This window comes from Actinoplanes sp. NPDC051346 (genome assembly GCF_040682215.1).
Taxonomy (GTDB): Bacteria; Actinomycetota; Actinomycetes; order Mycobacteriales; family Micromonosporaceae; genus Actinoplanes.
Map to the genome: position 1 here is coordinate 226,191 of NZ_JBFBAJ010000006.1, position 22,987 is coordinate 249,177.

A 22,987-nucleotide genomic window follows, 5' to 3' on the forward strand; every position below is an offset into this window, starting at 1 on the left:
CCGGACCGATCACGTCGACATCGTCCTGGACGACGCGGGGGTCCATCGACCGTTCAGACGGCAACCGCCACTGATCGACTGTTACGGATGAGCCGTCCGGCTGCGATGCTCTCGCGCATGTCCAGACACCGCAGGAACGGGTCGGCTCCCGGCGGACGGAGGTGGGCCACGCTGGCGGCCGCCCTCGTCGTGGCCGCGGGCCTGGTCCAGACGACCGATCTCCCCGCCCCGGCGGCCGCCGCGGTGCCCGCCGGCGGCATGGCCGCGGCGGACGTCAACACGATGTTCAGCGGCTACGGCGACGCGGGCAACCACTGGACCGGCGGCGACAACACCGCGTCGGTGGAGCTCCCGGACGGTCGGGTCGCGTGGCTCTTCTCCGACACGTTCCTGGGTACCGTCAACCCCGACGGCAGCCGGCCCGCCGGTACGCCGATGGTGAACAACACGATCGTCGTCCAGGAGGGAGCGAGCCTCGTCGACACCCGGCACGGTGGTACCGCCGCCGCCCCCACCGCCCTCGTCGTGCCCGGTCAGCCCGGTGAGTACTACTGGGTGGCCGACGGTGTGGTGGAGGGCGGGACGCTGAAGGTGCTCTACAACCGGCACCGCCGCAGCGGCACCGGCAACCTCGACTTCGTGCTCACCGGCACGGCGCTGGCCACCTTCACCCTGCCCGGTCTACACCTCGACTCGGTGGTCGACCTGCCGCTCAGCGACAAGGTGGCCTGGGGCTCCGAGGTGGTCTCCGACGGCGGATACACCTACGTGTACGGCTCGGAGAACGCGCCGGCCGGCATGCGGTTCGGCAAGGTGGCCCGGGTGGGCGCCGACGGGCTGGACGGGGCGTGGCAGTTCTGGACCGGCAGCGCCTGGTCGGCCACCGAGTCCGACGCCGGCCGGCTGCTCAGCGGCGTCGGCACCTCCTACGCGGTGCAGCGGGTCGGCGCCGAGTACGTGCTGGTCACCCAGGAGAACAACCTGCTCTTCGATGGACAGTACGTGGCCTACACGGCGTCCGCGCCGACCGGCCCGTTCTCCGGTCCGGTCCAGCTTTTCGGCGCGCCCGAGCAGCTGCCCGGCACCTCGATCATCACCTACGACGCCCGGCTCCACCCCGAGCTCGCCCGCTCCGGCAAGCTGCTGGTCTCGTACAACGTCAACAGCCTCCGGGACGCGGACAACCTCGCCGACGCGCGGCTGTACCGGCCGCGCTTCGTGGAGGTCGACTGGCCCCGGCCACGGCTCGACCCGGCCACCCTGCCGGCCGCACCGCAAGGGTTCACCGCGACGGTGGACTCCGCCGGCACCGCCCAATTGTCCTGGCAGCCCGTCGCCGGGGCCGCCCGGTACCGCGTCCACCAACGCGACCTGACCGCCGGCCAGACCCACTTCGCCCGGCTCTCCAGCACGCCGACCGGCACCTCGACCGAGGTGGCGATGCTGCGTGACGGCCACTCGTACCAATTCCGGGTCACCGCCGAGAACGCGGTCGGGGAGGGTCCAGCCTCGGCGACCGTGCAGGTCACCCCCCAGATCGGTCCGCCGCCCGCCCCCACCGGCCTGACCGCCACCGCCGACCAGGGCGGCCGCGTCACCGTCCGCTGGAGCCCGGTCTCGTCGGCCTGGAACTACGAGGTGTTCCGCCGGGACGTCACGGCCGGCGAGACATCGTTCACGTTCCTGACCCGACCGGCCGGGAGCGAGACCAGCCACCAGACCGTCGACCTGGAGCACAACCACGAGTACGAGTTTTACGTCACCGCCCACCACGGCGGCGGCGCCTCGCCGGCGTCGGCAACCGTCCGGGCCACCGCGACCTACGCGCCGCCGGGCGCGCCGCTCGGGCTGGCCGCGGCCACGAAGAGCGACGGGACGATCGGGCTGTCCTGGGCCGCGCCCGGCCCGGACGTCTGGTACCGGGTCTACCAGCGGGACGTCACGGCCGGCGAGACCCAGTTCACCCGACTGAGCCTGCCGGTGGCTCAGGGCACCGCCATGACCGCCGGCCTACTCGCCCACAACCATGAGTACGAGTTCAAGGTCTCCGCGACCAACCGGGGCGGCGAAGGGCCGGCCTCGGCCGTCGCGCGGGCCCGCGCGGTATACCCGGTGCCGGCGGCGCCGTCCGGGCTCACCGCGACGGCCGGCAGCGGGCAGGCGGTGCTGAAGTGGACCGCCAGCTCCACCCCGAACGTCTGGTACCAGGTCCACCAGCGCAACGTCACGACCGGTGAGCCACAATTCACCCAGCTGCCACTGCCCGTCACCGAGTGCTGCGCGATGACCGCCGGGTATCTGACCAACGGCCAGACCTACGAGTTCAAGGTGACCACCACCAGCCAGGGCGGCGAGTCGGCGGCCACCAGCACGATCCAGGTCACCCCGCGGGTTCCCCTGCCGGGAGCGGTGACCGGGTTGACCGCCACGGCCGACGCCGACGGCACGATCGGGCTGCGCTGGACCGCGCCGCCTGGCGACGGGCTCTGGTACGACATACACGTCCGGGACGTGACCAAGGGCGAGGCGGGCTTCACGAAGCTGCCGCTGCCGGTCACGACCTGCTGCACGTTCACGGCCGGCCTGCTAGTCCACAACCACGTTTACCAGTTCAAGGTCGCGGCCACGAACGGCGCCGGGGCCGGCCCGCTGTCGGCCGCCGTCCAGGAGACGTCGACGTACGCGCGGCCGGCGGCGCCGAAGAACCTGCGCGGCACCGCCGTCGGCAACGGTTCGGTGACACTCGACTGGGACGCGCCCGGACCCCACCTGCAGTACTGGATCTACTGGCGCAACGTGACGACCGGCGAGGCCAACTTCGTCAAGGGCGTCTTCCCGACGGAGCACACCACCGCCAACATCGGCATGCTCGCGCACGGCCACGTCTACGAGTTCAAGGTGACCGCCCAGAATCAGGGTGGCGAGGGCGTAGCGACCACCCCGATCCGGGTGACCTCGCTCGGCGGCGTGCCGCAGCCACCGGGCGGCCTGACCGCCACGGCCGGCAACGGCCAGGCCGTGCTCCGCTGGACGGCAAGCCCGACCGCCAACGTCACCTACGACGTGTACCAGCGGAACGAGAGCGCGGGCGGCTCCTGGCAGAAGCTGCCCATCTCGGTCCAGGGCACCTCCATGACCGCGGGGTTGCTGACCAACGGCAATACGTACCAGTTCAAGGTCGCGGCCAGGAACCCCTCGGGGTCCAGCGACACCACCAATCTGGCGTCCGCCCGCCCGATGCCGCCGCCGCCGGCGGCACCCACCGGGCTTACCGCGACCCCCGGCGACGGTCGGGTCGCACTGCGATGGAGCGGCGTCAGCGACGTCCACTACTGGGTCGAGCTGCGGTCCCGGGGCGGCGCCTGGCAGCGTCTGCGGTACCCGGTGACCACCTGCTGCGCCTTCGACGTCACGCTGTTGGAGAACGCGGTCACCTACGAGTTCCGGGTCCTCGCCAACAACATCACCGGTGACTCGGGATTCTCCGCCATCGCCAGCGCCCGGCCGATGCCCCCGTTCCCCGGGGCGCCCTCGGGCCTGACAGCGACTCCGGGTGACAGATCCGTCAGCCTGCGCTGGACCGGTAGCGGCACCCCGAACGTCCGATACTGGGTCTACCAGCGCGGTGTCACGACCGGCGGGGCCTGGCAGCGGCTGCCGATGCCATGGGATCTCTGCTGCTCCTTCAACGCCGGGGTACTGGCCAACGGGCACACCTACGAGTTCAAGGTCTCGGCGTTCAACGTCGCGGGCGAGTCGGCGACGACCAACGTGGCCACAGCGAAGCCGATGCCGCCGGCCCCGTACGCGCCGAGCGGGCTCTCGATCACGACCTGGTTGGCGCAGGGCGCCGCCTACAACGTGGTAACCCTGTCATGGCAGGCCCAGGACCGGGACGAGTGGTTCACGATCGAGGGGCGCAACGCCTCCCGTGGCGGGTCGTGGCGGGAGTGGTTCCGGTCGAGCCCGGGCAACAGCACCATGGAGCAGTTCGAGGACCTGTACGGCAACGACCGGTACGAGTTCCGGGTGACCGCTACGAATTTGTCCGGGAGCGCCACCTCCCACATGATCTCGGCGGTGCCGAAACCCCCGAAGCTGCAGGTGTATCACCAGCTCACCGGCATGAGCGCGGAGAGTTTCGAGGCATGGAACGCGGCGCGCAACAATCCGGGTGCGTACTGGGAGTACAACTTCAATTTCGACCAGGACGGCTGTTCCGTGCCGCAGTGGGGGCAGCGGTACCTCGAGTACTCCAACACCTTTTTCAACGTCCCGTGCCGCCGCCACGACTTCGGCTACCGGAACCACAAGCTGCCGCAGGGCTTCCCCGTTACGTACTTCATGGGGAACAAGAATTTCATCGATGGGGTGTTCCACTGGGACATGCAGAACGCGTGCCGTTCCGACCCGCGTGACCCGCAGCTGTGCCGGGACATCGCCTGGTTCTTCTACCAGGGGGTCAACAAGACCGGCGAGGGGGACGCGGCCTGGCGGAGCTGGGAGTAGGTCCGTCCGCGAGAGACCCGGCGCCGCGAATAGGCGAGCGCGAGGTCCTGGCCGGCGCCTGGCTGGCCAGGACCCCATCCCGAGCCGCCTGCCGGGAATCGAACCGTCGGGCTACGGGGAAGGGCTGTCGATCCTTGCCGGCCCTGCTACAGCCCACGAGGACGCCTCGGCCACCAGCACTTCATCGGCGAGGTTCAGCGTCGGCGGTTACTTTCGCGTCCGGGTGCGGACAGGAAGACGGTGGCCGCAGGACGTCGCGCCGCCTCAGGATCGACGACCGGCTCGTCAGCTGCGGCGGGTTCTGGTTCGTGTTCGCGCTGGTGTAAGTCGTCGGCCTTCTTCCGCATCTGCTGCAACGTGACGTGACTCTGTTCGCCGGTCAGGTCGACCTCGATACGGCAGAACGAATCACAGGGATATTCGACGACGAACATCGCCTGCTGGCCGGTGGTCACTGGATGCTACCGCCGGTGCGCAGGCACGCACCGCCACATCCGAGAAAGCTCTGCATGTGGTGATCGTAGCGGCGAGCGGGGTGATCGGTGCCGAGCCAGTGACTAATGACCTCAGATGCTTGTCGGGTCTGTGCACGCCTCCACGTCGGCTACCCGCTCCGCATCACTCACCCGCTGCGGCGTTGGATTCCGACGAAGGCGGTGCCGTGCCCACGACGCGGGCCGGATCCGGCCCGGTGATAACCGTCTTTTCTACAGCTTCAATAGGGATCGAACGCGTCCGGGGCGCTGCCATCCACAACGGAGGGTGATGGTTGGCTGTCTTTCGGGTCACGAGCCCGATTCATGTCTCCACCACACCTTGGGAGAGCTGTATGCGCACCACCATGAAGACTGTGCTGTCCGCGATGGCGGTCACCGCCGGGCTGGCAGCAGCCATCGCGCCGCCGACCGCCGCTGTGGCAGCGCCCGCCCCACAGGGCGGCTACGTTGCCACCATTCAGATGGTCACCGACGACACCGGGGTTCCCAACGGCGAGGTGTTCCGCGTGCAGCTCGTTGAGCGCCAGGACATCCGGGATGCGTTCGAGGTCCTCCGGGGACGCAGCAATGCCCACGTCAATGGCAAGATCGTGCGTACCCCGTCGCCGTACAACCCCGGCTACAACTGGCACCTCGATCCGAACGACGTCGACTTCGCACACATCAGTATCGAGCTGTGCGACGGTCAGCCGTCCTTCCTGAGCGAGGACTGGTGGGGTTCCGAGCGGTTCTGTCCCTGGCAGGGCAAGGTCGTGAAGATGGAGCGCGTGCGCCGCTGAGATAGCAGGATCCTGAACATGCGTTGGCCGGCCGGCTCCATCCGGTGCCGGCCGGTCAGCGGGCGTGCGTCGTACGCGGACGGTCAGTTGACCTTGCGGTCGTGGCCGGACCAGTACGGATCGCGGAGCTTGAATTTCTGGACCTTGCCGGTGGCGGTGCGGGGCAGCGCGTCGAGGAACTCCACCCGCTTCGGGCACTTGAAGCCCGCGAGGAGTTTCCGGCAGTGGGTGATGAGCTCCTGAGCGGTGAGTGGTGTGCCGTCGGTGACCACCAGCGCGGTGACCAGCTCACCCCACGTGTGATCGGGGATGCCGATCACCGCGGCTTCCCGGACCGCCGGGTGGGAGATCAGCGCGTCTTCGACCTCGATCGAGGACACGTTCTCGCCGCCGGTGATGATGACGTCCTTCTTGCGATCGGAGATCGTCAGGTATCCGTCGGTCATCGTGCCGCCGTCGCCGGTGTGGAACCAGTTTCCGGCTTGCGCCCGGGCGGTCTCCTCGGGGTCGTCCCAGTACCCGTCGAGATTGGTGTTGGACCGGGCCAGCACCTGGCCGGCGGCGTCGGTGCGGATCCGGGTGCCGAGCGCGGGTGCGCCGGCCCGGCCGAGGAGGCGTGCCTGTTCGTGCGGGTCGAGGTCGGTCCACTCGGCGCGCATGCGGTTGACCGTCAGCAGTGGCGCGGTCTCGGTCAGGCCGTAGATCTGGATGAACTCCCAGCCCAGATCGGCGCGGACCCGTTCGATGGTGCGGGTGGGTGGCGGGGCTCCGGCCACCACGATGCGTACCCGATCCCGGCCGGGGATCTCCCCGTCCCACTCCGCGGCGGCGTCGAGAACGGCAGTGACGACCGCGGGCGCGGCGCACAGGATGGTGACGCCGTGCCGGTCTATGCGACGCAGGATCTCGGCTCCATCGACCTTGCGCAGCACGATGTGCTGTCCGCCGAGGCCGGTCAGGGCGTACGGCATGCCCCAGCCGTTGGCGTGGAACATCGGCAAGGTGTGCAGCAGCACGTCATTGTCGGACAGGGTGGTGTGCAGGGCGAACGTCACGGCATTGATCCACAGGTTGCGGTGGGTCAGCTGGACGCCCTTGGGGCGTGCCGTGGTGCCGGAGGTGTAGTTCAGCGTGGCGGTGGCCGACTCGTCACCCGCCCACGGTGCCGGGTCAGCCGTGCCGCCGAAGATCTCGTCGTCGCCGAGCACGAACACGTGCTTTGCCGTGACCGTGTCACACAGGCGTTTCAACTCGGGATCGACGAGCAGGACCTCGGCACCTGAGTGTTCCACGATGTACTTGACCTCGGCGACCGACAGCCGGAAGTTGACCGGCACCAGGACGCGGCCCCAGCCGGAGACACCGAAGAACGACACGAGCAGGCGAGCCGCGTTGTGGGACACGATCGCGACGCGGCCGCCCCTCGGCACGCCCAGTGCGTCGAGGCTGGCCGCCTCGGCCCTGGCCAGCCTGGCCACGTCGCGGTAGGTCAGCGATCCCCACGACGGGGCAGGCTGGTCGGGCTCGTCGACGATCGCGACGCGGTCGGCGTAGACCTCTTCGGCCCGGTCCAGAAAGTCGCGTACACCAAGATCGAAGAACACGTGACAGTCCCTTCGCTCGACGAATCACACCTTGCTACGTCGACCGGTTCGCCCACAAGTCAGAGGAAGGGACGCGTGCCCGTTTTTACTCGTCCGCCACCTTGAGCACGAGCTTGCCCGTGTTCTCGCCGTGGAACAGCCGCAGCAGGGTCTCGGGGAAGGCCTTCACGCCGCCTTCCACCACGTCCTCCAGCGACCGGAGTTTCCCGGCCGCCAGCCAGCCGGACATCTCGGCGGCGGCCTCGGCGTAGCGGTCGGCGTAGTCGAAGACCACCATGCCGGTCATGGAGGCCCGGTTGATCAGCAGCGACATGTAGTTGGCCGGGCCCTTGACCGGTTCCGTCGCGTTGTACTGCGAGATCGCGCCGCAGATGACGATGCGGGCGCCCCGGGCCAGCCGGGTCAAGACCGCGTCGAGGATGTCGCCGCCGACGTTGTCGAAGTAGACGTCGACGCCGTCGGGTGCCGCCTCGCGCAGCGCGGTGCGTACGTCGGAGGACTTGTAGTCGATGCAGGCGTCGAAGCCGAATTCCTCCACGACCAGGCGGCACTTGCGCTCGCCGCCGGCGATGCCGATCACCCGGCAGCCCTTGAGCTTGGCGATCTGGCCGACCACGCTGCCGACGGCTCCGGCCGCGCCGGACACCACGACGGTCTGCCCGGGCTGGGGGAGGCCGATATCGAGCAGGCCGAAGTAGGCGGTCATGCCCGGCATGCCCAGCACGCCGAGGTAAACCGGAAGGGGCGCCAGCGCCGGGTCGACCTTGGTCAGGCCCCGGCCGTCCGACAGGGAGTACTCCTGGACGCCGAGGGCGCCCGACACGTGGTCGCCGACGGCGAAGCTCCGGTGGCGGGAGGCGACGACACGGCCCACGCCGCCGGCGCGCATGACCTCGCCGATCCCGACCGGGGGGATGTAGGACTTGGCGTCGTTCATCCAGCCGCGCATGGCCGGGTCCAGGGACAGGTAGGTCGTCTGGACCAGCAGTTCGCCCTCGCCCGGCTCGGCGGCCGGTTCCTCGACGTACTCCCAGTCGGTGGGCTTCGGCAACCCGACGGGGCGGGCTGCCAGCCGGTACTGACTGTTGATGCGACTCATCTGGACGGCTCCTCGGTCGTGGACGGTTCTATGCGTACGGCGGCGGATCGCGCGGACATCTTGCGGGCGCGGCGGATGATGCGGCGGCACCGCAGCTCGAGGACCACGACGGCGATCCCGAAGAGCCGGAACTGCTTGTTCGTGGTCTGCTTGCTGAGATAACGCTGGTAGACCTGCTGGGCGATGACAGCGACCCGGAACAGGCCGAATACCTGATACCAGGCCCATTCGGCGCGGGTGACGGTGGCGCCGGTCCGGGCGCAGTAGTAGGCGATGACCTGCTCCCGGGTCATCATTCCGGGCAGGTGCGTGGGCTGGCGGCGGAAGAGCCGCAGCAGCGGCCCGTCGTCGGGCTGGATCCAGTACCCCAGCGAGTTGGCGAGGTCGACCAGGGGATCGCCGACGGTGGCGAGCTCCCAGTCGAGCAGGCCGATCGGGCGGGTCGGATCGGCGGGGTCGAGCACCACGTTGTCGAACCGGAAGTCGTTGTGGACGAGCGTGTGCGGCCGGTCCTCCGGCTGATGCTCGTCCAGCCAGCGCATCACCGCCTCGAAGCTGCCGACATTGCGGGTCCGGGCCCTGCGATAGCGCTCGGACCAGCCGGCAACCTGCCGGGCGACGTAACCGTCGCCCTTGCCGAGATCGCCGAGGCCGGTGGCGGCGACGTCCACCGAGTGCAGATCGGCCAGCAGGTCGATGACGTTGCGGCACAGTGCGGCGGTCTGCTCACGATCCAGGTGTACGCCGGCGGGAAGCTCCTTGCGGGGGATGGGACCGTCGAGCCGCCGCATGACGTAGAACGGGGTGCCGATGACCGAGGTGTCCTCGCACAGGGCGACGGTGGCCGGGACGTACGGAAGGTGTCGGGTCAGCTGGGTCTGGATCCGGTGCTCGCGGGCCATGTCGTGCGCGCCCTTGACGTGGTTGCCCTTCGGTGGCCGGCGCAGGATGAGGTCGCCGCCGGGGTAGCGCAGCAGGTAGGTCAGGTTCGACACGCCTCCGGAGAACTGGCGCACCTCGGGAACCGTGGCGAGGTCGATCCCGGCGGCGGTGGCGTTCGTGGCCAGCCAGGCGGCCATGGCGCGGGTGTCGAAGGCGTCCTCCGCGCGAACCTCCCGGTCGCTCATGTGAGCTTCCGGACGATCCCCAGGGGCAGCACCTTCATGGCGACGCCCAGGGGCACCCAGGGCCACCGGGGAACGTACGCCTTGACGCGCCGCTTCTCGATGGCGCGGACCATGGCGCGCACCCCGGTCTCGGTGTCGACCATGAAGCGGGTCTTCTGCTCGACGTGGGCGTTCATCTCCGAGCGGATGTAGCCCGGGTAGATCACCGACACGTCGAGGCCCTTGACGCGCTCCGAGCGCAGGCCCTCGGCGATCGCCGCCACGCCCGCCTTTGTCGCGGCGTAGGTGGTCATCGAGCGGCGCATGCCGCGCAGCGCCGACATCGAGGAGATGAGGACGAGGTGGCCGCGCCCCTGCTCGCGGAAGATCTCCAGGGCGGCCTCGCATTGCGACAGGGCGCCGACGAAGTTGGTCATCGCCGTGGCGAGGTTCGCGTCGGGCCGGCCGGTGCCGAGCGCGGCGCCCTTGCCGAGGCCGGCGTTGACGATCACGCGGTCCAGTTTGCCGAACGTGGCGGCGAAGGTGTGGAAGACCTTGGTGACCGCCTCGGCGTCGGTGACGTCCAGGGCGGCAGTCTCCACCCGCCGTCCGGTCTCGGCGCGGATCCGCTCGGCGAGCCCGTCGAGCCGGTCCGTGCGTCGCGCGCACAGCGCCAGGTCGTAGCCGAGAGCGGCGAACTGGCGGGCCATCTCCGCGCCGAGGCCGGCGCTCGCGCCGGTGATCAGGACGACGCCGCCGGTCACGACGTCTCCTGAACGGCGGCGTCCTCGCTGAGCTCGATCTCGCGGATCCGGGCGCCGGCGGCGATCATCCGACGGTCGTAGAGCGGACGCGCCAGCCGCTTGGTCCAGAACGCGATGCGGGACGGCCGGTCCGGCAGGACGAGGAAGCGTCCGGCGTCGACACCGCGCAGGACCCGGGCGGCCATCTCGGTGGCGTCGAGCGGCGCGCGGGCGATCAGCCGGGTGGCGATCCGCTCCATGAGCGGATCGTCGCCGCCGAGGGAGGCGGCCAGATTGGTACGGAAGAACGACGGGCACACGACACTGACGTCGACGCCCCAGGGCCGCAGCTCGTGGCGGAGGCCTTCCGACAGCGCGACGACGGCCGCCTTGCTGGCGTCGTACGAACTCATCGCGGCCGGATGGGTGAGCCCGGCGATCGACGCGACGTTGACGATGTGGCCGCGCTTTTGCGCCTTGAACCTTGGAGCGAAGGTGCGGCAGCCGTTCACCGTTCCGAGGACGTTGATCTCGAGTACCCGTCGCCAGTGCGCGTCGTCGAGCCGGTCGATCCGCCCGCCGGCGGCGATGCCGGCATTGTTGACGAGCAGGTCCAGACCGCCGAGATCCCGCTCGACCCGGTCCAGGGCGGCCGCCCAGTCGTCGCCGGAGGTGATGTTCAGGCGCTGGTAGAGCGCGCCCGCGGGCACTTCCCGCTCCGGCGCGAGGTCGGTGACGAGCACCCGGTCCCCGCGGGCGGTGAGCCGCTCGGCGAGGGCCCGGCCCAGGCCGGAGGCGCCGCCGGTGACCAGGACGCGACGCCCGCTCATCGGGCCGCTCCGTGCTTGGCGAGCTCCACGCGGGCGACGACGCCCTTGTGCACCTCGTCCGGGCCGTCGGCCAGGCGCACCGCCCGGGCCGCGGTCCACGCGCCGGCCAGGGGGAGGTCACTGGAGAGCCCGACGCCGCCGTGGAGCTGCATGGCGAAGTCGATGACCTGCTGTGCCACGTTCGGCGCGGCGACCTTGATGGCGCTGACCTCGCTGAACGCGCCGGTGGGGCCGTACCTGTCGAGTTTCCAGGCGGCGTGCAGGATCAGCAGCCGGGCGGAGTCGATGGCGATGCGGGCCTCCGCGACGCGTTCGCGGTTGCCGCCGAGGTCGACCAGCGGCTTGCCGAAGGCTTGGCGCGACAGGCCGCGCTCGCACGCCAGGTGCAGCGCCCGCTCGGCCAGGCCGATCATGCGCATCGCGTGGTGGACCCGGCCGGGCCCGAGCCGGCCCTGCGCGAGCTCGAACGCCCGGCCGGGACCGGCGATGACATGGCTGGCGGGCACGCGTACGTCGGTGAACGACACCTCGCCGTGGCCGAACGGCTCGTCGAGGAACCCCATGGTGTCGAGCATCCGCTCGACCTTCACGCCGGGGGTGTCGAGGGGAACGAGCACCATCGAGTGCCGGGCGTGCTTGGGGGCGTCCGGGGCGCTGAGACCCATGACGATCAGGACGTCGCAGTCCGGGTGGCCGATGCCGGTCGTCCACCACTTGGTGCCGTCGAGCACCACCTCGTCGCCGTCGACCACGGCGGTCAGCTGCATGTTGGTGGCGTCCGAGGACGCCACCGCGGGCTCGGTCATCGCGAACGCCGACCGGATCCGCCCGTCGAGCAGGGGATCGAGCCACCGCTCGCGCTGCTCCGGCGAGCCGTAGCGCAGCAGCAGCTCGGCGTTGCCGGTGTCCGGCGCGTTGCAGTTGAACACGTAGGGGGCCAGGAACGACCAGCCCGTCGCCTCGGCGACCGGCGCATAGTCCACATTGGTCAGGCCCGCGCCGCCGCGGGTACCGAACCGCTCGGCGTACGGGCCCTCGTGGCCCGCCGGCAGGAACAGGTTCCACAGCCCCTGGGCGCGGGCCTTGCGCTGCAATTCGCGGACGTCGTCGGACACGCGCCACAGGTCGGCTCCGCCGCCGTGCCGGCGCGCCTCGCTCGCCCGGGCGTGCAGGTGGCGCTCGACCGGGGCGATCTCGGCCTCGACGAAGGCGCGGACGGCCTCCGTCAGTTCGGCGGCGCGGGGAGACGGACTGAAATCCATGCCCTCAGCGTAGGCGGCGGCCCGGCGAAAAATTGATCGTACGCGACAAGAATTTGATCCTGCACGACAGGTCAGTCGCGGCTCCGAGCCTCACGCCGCAGCTGCGAGGGCGTACGTCCCCACCATCTCTTCGCACACCGGGTCAGCACCGCCTGCTCGGCGAAACCCACCAGGTTGCTCACCTGCGCGAAGGGCATGGTCGTGGTGGTGAGGTAGGAGCGCGCCCGTGACCTTCGCACCGAGTCGAGGACCGAGCCGAACGACGTGCCCTCCGCGGCGAGCTGCCGCTGAAGCGTCCGGGGATGCACGGACAACACGCTGGCGACGTCGACAAGCTCCGTCGACCCGGTGCCCAGCGACTGATCGAGCACCGCGCGCACCCGCGAAGTCACGGCCTTCCCCGCCTCGGGCGACTGCCGCGACAGGAAAGCCAATGCCAGGCCTCGTACGGTCGCGTCGACACCGTCCAGCGTGCGCGACAGCAGGCTGGACGGCAGCCGGAGCACCGCCGCGGAACGACCGAAGCGCACGCGCGCGCCGAACGCCTCCTCGTACCGCTGCCGGGGCGCGATCGGATCGTGCGGCAGGTCGACCGACTTGAGGCCGTACCGGCCGCCGGCGAGGAACATCACCGTACGGTGCAGGAACAGCACCGTCATGTCCGTCGCCTGCGGCAGTGGCCGTACCCCCGGGAACGCGTAGCGGACGGCGATCACACCGCGGGCCCCCTCCGGGTCCTCGGCCACCGAGACGTTCTGGTCGCGGGCGTGCACGAACATGTATCGCGACGTGCACTCCAGGGCGTCGGCCACCGACGGCGAATGCTGCATCGCGACCGCCAGCGGTCCGAGCAGGCTCATGTCCTGGGCCTGGCCCACCCGCAGCCCGAGATCGGGACAGCCGAGGTCGGCCGCCGCCACCTCGAGCACCGCCGCCAGCTTCGAGTCCTCGACCAGCAGCTCGTCGGTGTCCAGCGCCTCCACCGGCAGCCCCACCCGCCGCGCACAGCCGACGGCGTCACCGCCGAGGGACTCGACGACCTGACGGAACTTCTGCAAACCGGCGGAGCGGACCAGAGACACCCCTACAGGCTATGTGCCGCTGGCGGCCAGCAGTTCCACGAGCAGGGCGAGATGGGGTGCCGCGAGGCCGCGGCGGGTCGTGACCGCGGCGACGTGACGGACCGGCCGGTACGGACCAAGCTCGACGACCTCCTGCTCAGGGGACTCCTCCAGGGCCACGCGCGGAATCAACGAGACGCCGACTCCGGCCCGTACCAGGGCCTGGGCGAAGAAGTAGTCGGTGGTGCTGGCCGCGATGTCCAGCTCGATGCCGACCCGGGCGGCATGCCGCCGCAGCTGGCTCTCGGTCTTCAGGCACCCCAGCACCCACCGCTGGTCGACCAATTCGGCCAGGTCGAGCCTCGCGCGTGCGGCCAGGGGGTGCGAGCGCGGCAGGACGGCGTACATCGGGTCATCGGGCAGTGGGGTCCACACCAGCCGGCGCTGTTCGCCGGGGGTGAGTGGTTGCGGTTCGTCAAAGGAGTACGCCAGCGCCAGGTCGACGGCACCCTGCCGCAGCAGCGGCAGGCTGTCCTCCGGTTCCCGCTGCAGCACGGTGAGTTCCAGCGCGGGGTGCACGGCGAGCAACCTGGTCAGGGCGGCCGGCAGCAACGCCCGCCCGCCGCTGCCGAACGTGGCGATGCGCAGCGGGGTACGCCCGCCGACGAGCCGGTCGATGCGCTGGCGGGTGGTGGTCAGCTCGGCGGTGACCGCCTCGGCGGCCTCCACCAGCAGGCGGCCGGCGTCGGTCAGCGTCACACCCCGACTGGTGCGGATCACCACGGTGGCGCCCACGCTGCGTTCCAACGCCGCGACCTGCTGCGAGACCGCCGAGGGGGTGATTCGCAGGGCGGCCGCGGCCCGGCTGAAGCTGCCCTGCAGGGCGACCTGGTGCAGCACGCGCAGCCGCGAGGTATCGATCATCAGCGGTAACCTCTCCTTAATAGCGGGTAAGTAGATCATTACTTCCGCTACCAGCCGGATGGCGGCAGGCTCGGGCCCGTGAAGGTTTTGATCATCGGGGGTAGCCGATACTTCGGACGTCGGCTGGTTCAGCTCATGCACACGGCCGGCGACCAGGTCACCGTGTTGAACCGGGGTTCGAGCGCGCCCCCTGAGGGGGTGCGCCACCTGGTCGCGGACCGCGACGATGGGGCGGCGCTGGGCGCGGCGCTCGCGGGCCGGGAGTTCGACGTGGTGGTCGACCAGGTCTGTTACACACCACGGCAGGCGGAGACCACGCGTCGGGCCGTCGTCGGGCGGGTCGGCCGGTACGTACTGACCTCCACGGTCGAGGTGTACTTTCCGCTCGTCGGCGGCTTTCCGCTCGTCGGCGACGACGGTGGCGAGGCGCCGCTCAGGGAGGAACTGCGCGATCCAGCCGCCTGGCCCATCCACATGGACGTCGGCACCTGGGACTACGGGGAGGGGAAACGGCAGGCGGAGGCGGTGTTCAGCCGGGAGTCCGAACTCGATTTCGTCTCCGTACGCTGCGCCCATGTGCTCGGCGGCGGCACGGCCGACTTCACCGGACGGCTGGCGCACTACGTGTCCCGGATCCGCGGCGGGGAACCGGTGGCGGTCCACCCCCGGCCCGCGCCCGCCTCGTTCATCCGTGACGTCGAGGTGGCTGAAGTGCTGTCCTGGGCCGCCGGCGCGACGGTGACCGGCCCGGTCAACGCCGCCTCCGCCGGTGCGTGGGACGTGATCGCCCTGTGCGAGGCGATCGGTGAGCGACTCGGGCGGACACCCCGCTACCGCGCCGTCACCGAAGACATCACCTCGCCCTTTTCGTTCTCGAGTTCCCGGCCGATGGACACCAGCCGGGCCGCACGGCACGGGTTCGACTTCAGCAGCATGGCGCAATGGCTGCCCGACGTGATCGACGAGGCGGCCTGAGATGCGGACCCGACAGCTGGGCCGGTGGCAGGTGGGCTCGGTAGGGCTGGGTGCGATGCCGCTGTCCATCGAGGGTCGACCCGACGAAGCGCGGTCCGTGGCCACGCTGCGAGCCGCCGTCGACGCCGGGGTGACCCTGATCGACACCGCCGACTCCTACCATTGGCACGCCGACGAGGTGGGCCACAACGAACGGCTGATCGCGAAGGCGTTGGCCGGGGCGAACGGCGTACTCGTCGCGAGCAAGGGCGGACGCGGCCGACCCGGCGACGGTTCGTGGACCGTGGACGGCCGGCCCGAGCACCTGGTACGCGCCTGCGAGGCGTCGCTGCGTCGGCTGGGCACCGACCGCCTCGGGTTGTACCAACTCCACAAGCCGGACCCGGCGGTGCCGTGGGCCGACTCCGTCGGAGCGCTGCGCACACTGCTCGACGCCGGCAAGATCGAGGCTGCCGGCATCTCGAACGTGACATGCGAGCAGGTTCTCCAGGCCCGCGACATCCTGGGACCAGGCCTCGTCTCCGTGCAGAACCGCTTCTCGCCCGCCGTACGCGAGCACGCACCTGTTTTGGCCCTGTGCGAGCGGCTCGGGCTGGCGTTCCTGCCGTGGAGCCCCCTGGGCGGCCTGTCCCGCAGCGCATTGGACGGTCCACCCGGGCGGGAGGAGGATCCGGTCGCCACCCCGTACGTCGCGGTGGCTCGGGCCCGTGGGATTAGCCCCCAGCGGGTAGCACTGGCCTGGCTGTTGGCGTTGTCGCCGGTGCTCGTACCGATCCCGGGAGCGAGCCGACCGGAAACGATCCGTGACTCGGCCGCCGCGATGGAGCTGATCCTGGAGGCGAACGAGCTGAAACAGCTGGTCTAGGTTTCTGTCGCCTCCTCCTCGAGGTAGTACTCGGCCCACCACAGTGCTTGCTGGTCGACGGAGAACTCTTCGAAGTCGCCGGCGGCTTCGCATTCGGTGAGATAGCGCAGCGCGTCGGTGGCTGCCTGCGAGCCGTCGACGGCCAGGTGGCGTTTGGCGGCGTCCAGGCCGGCGCCGCAGAGTAGTTGGACGTCGAGTGCGCAGTGGGCGTCCCAGCTGGATTCCTTGGCCTGCCAGATGGCCAGTACGTCGTCGAGGTTGCCGGCGTTGAACAGCTGGACGCAGCACAGCTTCATCAGCTCGGTGTTTTGCTCGTCCTGGATGAGCTGGGCTTGGGCGCGCAGGATGTCTCGTATCTCGTGCAGGTCGGCGGCGGACGGGCGCAGGCCGTAGCGGTGAAGGCTTTCATCCTCGTCCATGAGTACTCCCTTGACAGTGCGACCCTGTGGGTCGGCTGGCTTTCAGGTTACGGATCGGCTCGTTCGGCGTTCGACAGGGACCGCAGCGGTGGCGGGCCGGGGGCTCGCGCCACGGAGCCGGCTGATGGTGGCCGGAGCCAGCGGGGCGGCCAATGGGCTGACGTCGACAGGCAAGGTGGTCATCGCCGGGCGCGTGACGCGGACACCACGGTCCAGATGACGTCGATGACGAAGACCATGACCCAGATCCGCCCGGCGCCGTAGGCCACGTCCACCAGAGCGTTCGACGGCTCGTCCCGAGCGCCGCTGAGCGGGTCGACGCTGCCGGTCGTCAGGTCGCGCAGCCAGGACAGGTCGAGCAGGGCGAGGACAACCTGGACGCCGAGGAACAGGACGGTATGCTCGCCCAGCTTGCGCAAGCGCGGGTGGGGCGGCCCGGTCCGCTTCTCGTGTGGCTTGTCGCCGGTCTGGGCCCGCGCGCCGAGTGGTGGCGCTTCGCTGGACCGAGGCGACGCCGGCGTGCCTTCCGGCCCGGGCGGGACGGGATTGCCCAGCGTCGGCAGCGGCGACGACGTCACGGCAACCTCTGGCGCGGCCGACGTCACCGGGATGTCGGCGACGCCTACCGCGCGCACCGACCACGGCACCAGGAAGGCGCCCAACGAGATCACGGCGGCCAAGGCGAGGCAGGCCACCGTCCACGAGCCCGCGTCATAGAGCACGCCGGCCGCGAGAGAACCCGTCATTGCGCCCAGCAGCGCGGCCGCCTCGTACACGCCCATGCCGCGCCCTACCTGAGCGCCGGAGGCCTCGGCGATAACCGCTTGCTGGATGGGGATCACCGCTGCCCATGCCGCCGCGCTGAGGACCCACAGCGCCGCGATCACCCACGGATTCGGCGCCCAGGCCAAGCTTGCCGCGAAGGCCGCGCTGAACAACGACGCGGTCGCCAGCACCCGGGTGCGACCGAAGCGAAGCACGAAGCGGTGCAGACGTTCGGGCAACAGGCCCATCACGATGGCACCAGGCAGGAACACGTACGCGATCTGCACGATCTCCAAGTCGAAGCGGTGTTGCAGATGCAGCAACAGCAGTAGACCGACCGCCGCCTCGGCCGCCATGGTGATCGCCACCGTGACCAACATCGGCCGCAGCCGGCGTACGGTCCCGCCGGCGACGGCCGGGCCCGGTGGAACGATTCGGGCCGGGGCGGTCAGTAGCAACACCGCGGCGACGACACACGCCGCCGCGCAGGCCAGGAACACGCTCCGGAAGTCGGCGAGGCCGAACAGTGACAGGCCAGCGGCGAACGCCACCCACGCCCCGGTCTCCTCGGCGGCCGTGAGTCGCGGATACACCGCGGTGTCCTCGGCCAGCCGCTCGCCGATGACCGCGCGGACAGTCACCCATAGCAACGCGCCACCGACGCCGCCCAAGGCCGCGGACAGGTACGCGACGGGCAGTCCCGGCGCCAGCGCGTAACCGACGCAGGACAGCGCGTACAGCACCGCCCCGGCGGCCGCGACCAGGCGGCGGTCGCGGGTATCCGCGAGCACGCCCGCGACCGGGCGGGCCGCCACGGACACGGCCAGTTCCGCGGCGACGAGGATGCCTACCTGGGTCGCGCTGGCGCCGAGCGCCGCGCCGGCCCACAGTGGCAGAATGAAGTCGAGCAGCTCACGCGGCCCGTTCGCCAGACCTGCGGACAGCAGCGTCCGCGTCTCCCGCAGCCGAGCGTGTGAGGCGCCGTCCCGACGATCCTGACCGTTCTCGTGCACCCCGTGCCCCCGACATCCCTCGAGTTCTTGTGCTGTCGCCGGCACCACCGTACGTAGAACTTGATCAAGTTGCGGTAACGCCAGCACGCCTTGCTCGGGAACACCGGCCACAGAGGACGGCTGCCTTCCGCTGCAGCTACGCCGTTCAGGACGGGTACGTGTTGCCGGGCGTCGTGGCGATCAGCACCTGCGCCACGGGTTTCCAACCGAGCGCCGTGTACAGGCGTTGGCCGGCCTCGCTCGCGATGAGGATGCCGCGGTCGGCGCCCTCGTTGATCGCGGATCGGGCCAGTGCGCTCATGATGGCGCTGGCCAGGCCCTTGCGGCGATGTACCGGCAGGGTTTCGATCCGGTCGGCGATGGCATCCGTGCCGGCCAGTCCCATCGTCCCGCGGGCACCGACCTCTCCCGACTCGTGTCGTGCCGTGGCTGTGATCACGGATGCGCCGTGCCGCGAGTCGACCTGGGTCACGACCCGGTACGCGTTGGCAGGCGTGGTCTCCGGATGACCGAAAAGATCAATGGTCATCAACAGCTCGGAGTCCTTGAGGACTGTCAGGCCGGCGACCGCGAGAGTCGAGGCGGCCGTCGCCGGGTCGGTGGTGGGCACGGTCAGCCATGTCACGGCGTGCTCGCCGGTGACTCGTTCGGCAAGTCTGGTCAGCGACGTCGGGTCCTGGTCGGCGTCGAGCGCGACGTACTCGACTTCACGACCGGGCTGCCCGCAGTGCGACCGCAACCCGCCATCGACGTCTTCTGCGGCGCGAAGCGCGCGGGCCACACTCCAGCCACGTTGCCAACGCAGGATGAGATCTCGCAGGTCGTTCACGCAGTGAGTAGATCACTCGCAGTCAATTGGGGAGGGGAAGGGTCGCGTGGCCGCGGAAACCGGATGGCGGAGTCGGCGGAGGGCGGTCAGCGCAGGTGCCGCTCCATACAGACGGAGAGTTCGGAGCCGATGTAGCTGCCGAACAGCGGGATGTCTTGGTAGCCCTCACGCCGGTAGAACCGTTGTGCTTCCGGCTGGGCCGTGCCGGTTTCCAGGCGCAGCGTGGACCATCCCCGTTCGAGGGCCGTCGTCTCCAGGGTCTGCAGCAACCGCGTGGCGACGCCGGTGCCCCGTGCGGGCGGTGTCACGTACATTCGCTTGATCTCTGCGGAGGCCGCGTCGAGCGGGCGGAGCGCGCCGCAGCCGACTGCCTCGCCGTCAGCGCCTACGGCGACGACGAAGACAGCGATGTCGTCGTCGGTCGGCGCGGGGCCTGGTTCGTGGTCGGTGGTGCCGTAGCGGGCGTCGAGTTCCGCTCGCTGCCGGGCCCGTAGCGCCGCGCCGGCCGGGTCGTCCCACGGCCGGGCCTCGATCGTCCATCCTGCCGGATCCCGCATGCCTTCTCCGATTCCTCGAGCGGTCCACGCCGCGCGGCTCCGTAACGGGCGTTACGGTAACATCCGTTACGAGCGAGGGTGCGGCTGCGGAGTGGGGGACGGATGTCGAGAACGGCCGACGTGTCGGCGCAGGAGGCGCGACTGTCTCAGGCGGTGTGGGACGTGTTGGCCCACGAAGGGTTGCAGCGGCTGACGATCCGCGCCGTCGCCGCCGCCGCGGGGTGCACCACCGGGTTGGTGATGCACCGGTTTCCGAACCGGCGGGCCTTGCTCCGACATGCCCGTGAACTGCTGCACCAGCGGACCCTTGCCCGGGTCGAAGCGATCGAGGCCGAGGCGGCGACGCCCCGGGCAGCGCTGCGCGCCGTGCTTCACCAGGGCCTGGCGACCGACGATGAGGCGATCGCCGAGAGCACTGTGTGGATGGGCTTCCTGGCCGCCGCCGTGGGCGACGAGGAACTCCTGGCTCTGCACCGTGCCAACAACCGTGCGTGGCGCAAGCGGATCACCCGGCTCGTCCGGGCATCTGCGCCCGACTGGTCCGTTGGGCGCGCGGCGACGGCGACATTCGCGCTGATCTCCATGGTTGAGGGTGCGGCGACCTTGGCGTCGGCCGACCCGGACACCTATTCGACCGCCGCCCAGACGGTCATGCTCGATGCCGCGCTCGAGGCCCTCGGGCTGGTCTGAACCGAGCGGGCGCCGAGCGGCACGGGCCGCCGCTGCCGCGGCGACACCGCCCGGGCAGGTGATCCCGGCATCCAACGCCCGCAGCCGCTACCGCGCGGCGAAGCGGCTGCGGTACTGCGACGGTGACAGGCCGGTGTGGCGGCGCAGCAGCGCCCGTAGGTTGGTGGCCGTGCCGAGTCCGCAGCTGCGGGCGACGACGTCGAGGCGGGGTTCGCCGCGTTCGATCAGCCGGCAGGCCATCGTGACCCGTTCGCCGGTCAGCCAGGCCAGCGGGGTGGTGCCGAGCTGGGTGCGGAACCGGCGGTGCAGGGTGGCCCGGCTCACCGCGGCGTGCGCGGCGAGGTCGGCGACGGACAGCGGCCGATCGAGCCTCGCCTGGGCCCAGGCGAGGACCGGCGCGAGCGACTCGTCCGGCACGTCGGGGATCGGCCGCTCCACGAATTGTCGCTGTCCGCCGTCGCGGTGCGCGGCGAAGACCAGCCGTCGACTCACGGCGTTGGCGATGTCGGCGCCGTGGTCCCGGCGGACGATGTGCAGCCCGAGGTCGAGCGCCGCGGCGCTGCCGGCGGCGGTGAGGATGTCGCCGTCGTCGACGAAGAGCACGTCGGCTTCGAGACGTACGGATGGGAAGCGGGTTCGGAATTCTTTCGCCCACTGCCAGTGGGCGGTGGCTCGGCGGCCGTCCAGGATGCCCGCCTCGGCCAGGGTGAAGGCGCCGCTGCAGAAGCCCACCAGGCGCGCGCCACGGCGGTGCGCCCGGCGGATCGCCGTGAGCAGCGCCGGGCGGCGGGGCACCTCGACGTCGGGCCGGTTGGGCACGATCAGCGTGTCGGCCGAGTCGACCAGGTCGAGGTCGCCGACTCCGGTGAGGGTGAAGAACCCGTCGCGCATCAGCGTGCGCGGCTCGGGGGAGCAGAGCCGGAAGTCGTAGAGGTCGCGGCCGATCTCCGGGCGGCGCAGTCCGAAGATCTCGGTGGCGCAGCCGAGCTCGAACGGGTTGGAGTTGTCGTCGACGACGACCACCACCCGGTGCGGAGCCGTCTGCGACGATCCTTGCGTCATTGGCCATTTCTAGCACTCACGCCGCCGTGCCACCGCGGCGACGATGGTGGCATGCCCACTGAACCGATCTCCCTCGCCGCGGCGCTGGCCTCCTTCGACACGCTGTGGAGTCCGCGGGTCGTCACCCGCGTCAACGACTACGACGTACGCATCGCCAAGGTCCGCGGCGAACACCTGTGGCACACCCACGACAACACCGACGAGTTCTTTCTGGTGCTGGACGGAGAACTGCACATCGCCCTGCGCGAGTCCGCCGGTGAACGGACCGTGCGGCTGACCCGCGGCGAGGTGTTCACCGTGCCCCGAGGGATCGAGCACAAGCCGTACGCGCCGGTGGACACCGCCCTGCTGCTGTTCGAGCCCACCGGCACCTCCTCGGTCGGCGACCGTCACGACGAGGTGCCCGACCACGTCGATGCGACCAGGGGCCGGCCGCTCGAGCCCCGGTGATGAGTGCGCAGTGTCCGAAACCGGACACCCGGTTCCACCGATGGCGATCATGACGGGACCAAGGCGACAATCGGCCGTTCTCGGTGCTCGAGCGGGAAGGCTGGGTGGCGCGGCTGATGGCAACCAGGCGGATGCTCATCGCGGGGAGGTACCGCCTGCGCGAGCCGGTCGGGGTCGGCGGCATGGGCCGGGTCTGGAAGGCCCGCGACGAGATGCTCGACCGCGACGTCGCGGTGAAGGAGTTCGTGCCACCGGACTGGATGACCGACCGGGAGAAGGAGCGCCTCACCGAACGCACCCTTCGCGAGGCGCGCAGCGCGGCCCGCCTGAACCACCCGCACGCGGTCAGCATCTACGACGTCGTGCACGGCGACGGGCTGCCGTGGATCGTGATGGAGTACGTCCCGTCGCGGTCGCTGCACCAGGTGATCACCGAGGACGGGCCGGTCGATCCGCTGACGGCCGCGCGCATCGGCCTGGATCTGCTGGACGCGTTGACCGCCGCCCACCGCGCCGGGGTGCTGCATCGCGACGTCAAGCCGCACAACGTGCTGATCGAGCCGCGGGGCCGGGTCGTGTTGACCGATTTCGGCCTCGCCACCTTCATCGACGACGGCGCGGTGACCGGGCCGGGGTTGATCGTGGGTTCGCCGCAGTACGTCTCGCCGGAGCGCGCCCGCGATGGAGCGTCCACCGTCGAGTCGGATCTGTGGTCGTTGGGGGCCACCCTCTACGCCGCGGTCGAGGGTCGTTCGCCCTATGCGCGGGAGAGCGCGATGGCCACGCTGACGGCCCTGGCCACCGAGCCGCCGGATCCGCCCGTGCGTGCGGGGCCTCTGTCGACGGCGCTCGCGGGCCTGCTTCGGCGCGATCCCGCCGAGCGGCTCACCGCGGACGCGGTCGAGGAACTGCTTCGCGCCGTCGTCGAACGTACGCCGCCGTCGGCAA

General features: G+C 70.5%; 20 protein-coding genes and 1 pseudogene. 7 read left to right on the forward strand and 14 right to left on the reverse strand.

Annotated features, from left to right (window positions below):
* The first annotated feature begins 117 nt into the window (after positions 1–117).
* Positions 118–4,509 (forward strand): phospholipase A2, encoded by a 4,392-nt coding sequence (locus AB0M36_RS17255; RefSeq protein WP_364158238.1) that lies wholly within the window; start codon positions 118–120, stop codon positions 4,507–4,509.
* 194 nt (positions 4,510–4,703) lie between these two features.
* Here AB0M36_RS17255 and AB0M36_RS17260 read toward each other — a convergent pair whose 3' ends face one another.
* Positions 4,704–4,964 (reverse strand): hypothetical protein, encoded by a 261-nt coding sequence (locus AB0M36_RS17260; protein ID WP_364158241.1) that lies wholly within the window; start codon positions 4,962–4,964, stop codon positions 4,704–4,706.
* 374 nt (positions 4,965–5,338) lie between these two features.
* Between AB0M36_RS17260 and AB0M36_RS17265 the strand changes: the two genes are divergently transcribed.
* Complete coding sequence (locus tag AB0M36_RS17265; protein ID WP_364158244.1) at positions 5,339–5,785, forward strand: hypothetical protein; 447 nt, start codon at positions 5,339–5,341, stop codon at positions 5,783–5,785.
* A gap of 83 nt (positions 5,786–5,868) precedes the next feature.
* Here the strand turns inward: AB0M36_RS17265 and AB0M36_RS17270 are convergent, their stop codons facing one another.
* The 8 genes from AB0M36_RS17270 to AB0M36_RS17305 all read right to left on the reverse strand — a co-directional run bounded on the left by AB0M36_RS17270 (position 5,869) and on the right by AB0M36_RS17305 (position 14,414).
* The gene (locus AB0M36_RS17270; protein ID WP_364158247.1) at positions 5,869–7,389 is read right to left on the reverse strand and encodes an AMP-binding protein; all 1,521 of its coding nucleotides are present in this window, start codon (positions 7,387–7,389) and stop codon (positions 5,869–5,871) included.
* Between the two features lie 85 nt (positions 7,390–7,474).
* On the reverse strand, positions 7,475–8,488 hold the full coding sequence (locus AB0M36_RS17275; protein WP_364158250.1) for an NADP-dependent oxidoreductase: 1,014 nt from the start codon (positions 8,486–8,488) through the stop codon (positions 7,475–7,477).
* A complete protein-coding gene (locus AB0M36_RS17280; RefSeq protein WP_364158252.1) occupies positions 8,485–9,615 on the reverse strand; it encodes a phosphotransferase family protein in 1,131 nt (376 codons plus the stop codon). The genes AB0M36_RS17275 and AB0M36_RS17280 overlap by 4 nt, the downstream gene beginning before the upstream one ends.
* On the reverse strand, positions 9,612–10,358 hold the full coding sequence (locus tag AB0M36_RS17285; protein ID WP_364158254.1) for an SDR family oxidoreductase: 747 nt from the start codon (positions 10,356–10,358) through the stop codon (positions 9,612–9,614). The genes AB0M36_RS17280 and AB0M36_RS17285 overlap by 4 nt, the downstream gene beginning before the upstream one ends.
* Entirely contained in the window at positions 10,355–11,167 is an 813-nt protein-coding gene (locus AB0M36_RS17290) for an SDR family NAD(P)-dependent oxidoreductase (protein WP_364158256.1), read from the reverse strand. The genes AB0M36_RS17285 and AB0M36_RS17290 overlap by 4 nt, the downstream gene beginning before the upstream one ends.
* Positions 11,164–12,429: an acyl-CoA dehydrogenase family protein gene (locus AB0M36_RS17295; RefSeq protein WP_364158259.1), complete on the reverse strand. Its 1,266-nt coding sequence runs from the start codon at positions 12,427–12,429 to the stop codon at positions 11,164–11,166. The genes AB0M36_RS17290 and AB0M36_RS17295 overlap by 4 nt, the downstream gene beginning before the upstream one ends.
* Positions 12,430–12,500: 71 nt before the next feature.
* Positions 12,501–13,511: an AraC family transcriptional regulator ligand-binding domain-containing protein gene (locus AB0M36_RS17300; protein ID WP_364158262.1), complete on the reverse strand. Its 1,011-nt coding sequence runs from the start codon at positions 13,509–13,511 to the stop codon at positions 12,501–12,503.
* Between the two features lie 9 nt (positions 13,512–13,520).
* Complete coding sequence (locus AB0M36_RS17305) at positions 13,521–14,414, reverse strand: LysR substrate-binding domain-containing protein (protein ID WP_364158265.1); 894 nt, start codon at positions 14,412–14,414, stop codon at positions 13,521–13,523.
* A 78-nt stretch (positions 14,415–14,492) separates the two neighbouring features.
* Between AB0M36_RS17305 and AB0M36_RS17310 the strand changes: the two genes are divergently transcribed.
* Positions 14,493–15,389: an NAD-dependent epimerase/dehydratase family protein gene (locus tag AB0M36_RS17310; RefSeq protein ID WP_364158267.1), complete on the forward strand. Its 897-nt coding sequence runs from the start codon at positions 14,493–14,495 to the stop codon at positions 15,387–15,389.
* A gap of 1 nt (position 15,390) precedes the next feature.
* Positions 15,391–16,254: an aldo/keto reductase gene (locus AB0M36_RS17315; protein ID WP_364158270.1), complete on the forward strand. Its 864-nt coding sequence runs from the start codon at positions 15,391–15,393 to the stop codon at positions 16,252–16,254.
* Here the strand turns inward: AB0M36_RS17315 and AB0M36_RS17320 are convergent.
* From AB0M36_RS17320 to AB0M36_RS17335, 4 genes are all read right to left on the reverse strand, one after another.
* Positions 16,251–16,673 carry a hypothetical protein gene (locus AB0M36_RS17320; protein ID WP_364158273.1) on the reverse strand — a complete coding sequence of 141 codons (423 nt, stop codon included), beginning with the start codon at positions 16,671–16,673 and terminating at the stop codon, positions 16,251–16,253. The genes AB0M36_RS17315 and AB0M36_RS17320 overlap by 4 nt on opposite strands.
* A gap of 179 nt (positions 16,674–16,852) precedes the next feature.
* The gene (locus AB0M36_RS17325) at positions 16,853–18,451 is read right to left on the reverse strand and encodes an MFS transporter (RefSeq protein ID WP_364158276.1); all 1,599 of its coding nucleotides are present in this window, start codon (positions 18,449–18,451) and stop codon (positions 16,853–16,855) included.
* A 145-nt stretch (positions 18,452–18,596) separates the two neighbouring features.
* Positions 18,597–19,280, reverse strand: coding sequence for a GNAT family N-acetyltransferase (locus AB0M36_RS17330; protein ID WP_364158279.1), 684 nt, complete (start codon positions 19,278–19,280; stop codon positions 18,597–18,599).
* An 86-nt stretch (positions 19,281–19,366) separates the two neighbouring features.
* Positions 19,367–19,837, reverse strand: coding sequence for a GNAT family N-acetyltransferase (locus tag AB0M36_RS17335; RefSeq protein WP_364158282.1), 471 nt, complete (start codon positions 19,835–19,837; stop codon positions 19,367–19,369).
* 102 nt (positions 19,838–19,939) lie between these two features.
* Between AB0M36_RS17335 and AB0M36_RS17340 the strand changes: the two genes are divergently transcribed.
* Entirely contained in the window at positions 19,940–20,527 is a 588-nt protein-coding gene (locus AB0M36_RS17340) for a TetR/AcrR family transcriptional regulator (RefSeq protein ID WP_364158285.1), read from the forward strand.
* An 87-nt stretch (positions 20,528–20,614) separates the two neighbouring features.
* Here the strand turns inward: AB0M36_RS17340 and AB0M36_RS17345 are convergent, their stop codons facing one another.
* Complete coding sequence (locus tag AB0M36_RS17345; RefSeq protein WP_364158288.1) at positions 20,615–21,589, reverse strand: helix-turn-helix domain-containing protein; 975 nt, start codon at positions 21,587–21,589, stop codon at positions 20,615–20,617.
* A gap of 51 nt (positions 21,590–21,640) precedes the next feature.
* Here AB0M36_RS17345 and AB0M36_RS17350 point away from each other — a divergent pair, with 51 nt between their 5' ends.
* Both AB0M36_RS17350 and AB0M36_RS17355 read left to right on the forward strand, forming a co-directional pair.
* The gene (locus AB0M36_RS17350) at positions 21,641–22,039 is read left to right on the forward strand and encodes a cupin domain-containing protein (RefSeq protein ID WP_364158291.1); all 399 of its coding nucleotides are present in this window, start codon (positions 21,641–21,643) and stop codon (positions 22,037–22,039) included.
* Positions 22,040–22,155: 116 nt separating this feature from the next.
* Positions 22,156–22,956, forward strand: a pseudogene (locus tag AB0M36_RS17355) (serine/threonine-protein kinase); the annotation flags it as partial.
* Positions 22,957–22,987 lie beyond the last annotated feature (31 nt).

What these genes read in the sequence shown, in the direction of transcription:
- AB0M36_RS17255 (WP_364158238.1), top strand. Translation starts at nt 118, where the DNA reads ATGTCCAGACACCGCAGGAACGGGTCGGCTCCCGGCGGACGGAGGTGG.
- AB0M36_RS17265 (WP_364158244.1), top strand. Translation starts at nt 5,339, where the DNA reads ATGCGCACCACCATGAAGACTGTGCTGTCCGCGATGGCGGTCACCGCC.
- AB0M36_RS17275 (WP_364158250.1), bottom strand. Translation starts at nt 8,488, where the DNA reads ATGAGTCGCATCAACAGTCAGTACCGGCTGGCAGCCCGCCCCGTCGGG.
- AB0M36_RS17280 (WP_364158252.1), bottom strand. Translation starts at nt 9,615, where the DNA reads ATGAGCGACCGGGAGGTTCGCGCGGAGGACGCCTTCGACACCCGCGCC.
- AB0M36_RS17290 (WP_364158256.1), bottom strand. Translation starts at nt 11,167, where the DNA reads ATGAGCGGGCGTCGCGTCCTGGTCACCGGCGGCGCCTCCGGCCTGGGC.
- AB0M36_RS17295 (WP_364158259.1), bottom strand. Translation starts at nt 12,429, where the DNA reads ATGGATTTCAGTCCGTCTCCCCGCGCCGCCGAACTGACGGAGGCCGTC.
- AB0M36_RS17305 (WP_364158265.1), bottom strand. Translation starts at nt 14,414, where the DNA reads ATGATCGATACCTCGCGGCTGCGCGTGCTGCACCAGGTCGCCCTGCAG.
- AB0M36_RS17315 (WP_364158270.1), top strand. Translation starts at nt 15,391, where the DNA reads ATGCGGACCCGACAGCTGGGCCGGTGGCAGGTGGGCTCGGTAGGGCTG.
- AB0M36_RS17320 (WP_364158273.1), bottom strand. Translation starts at nt 16,673, where the DNA reads ATGGACGAGGATGAAAGCCTTCACCGCTACGGCCTGCGCCCGTCCGCC.
- AB0M36_RS17335 (WP_364158282.1), bottom strand. Translation starts at nt 19,837, where the DNA reads ATGCGGGATCCGGCAGGATGGACGATCGAGGCCCGGCCGTGGGACGAC.
- AB0M36_RS17340 (WP_364158285.1), top strand. Translation starts at nt 19,940, where the DNA reads ATGTCGAGAACGGCCGACGTGTCGGCGCAGGAGGCGCGACTGTCTCAG.
- AB0M36_RS17345 (WP_364158288.1), bottom strand. Translation starts at nt 21,589, where the DNA reads ATGACGCAAGGATCGTCGCAGACGGCTCCGCACCGGGTGGTGGTCGTC.
- AB0M36_RS17350 (WP_364158291.1), top strand. Translation starts at nt 21,641, where the DNA reads ATGCCCACTGAACCGATCTCCCTCGCCGCGGCGCTGGCCTCCTTCGAC.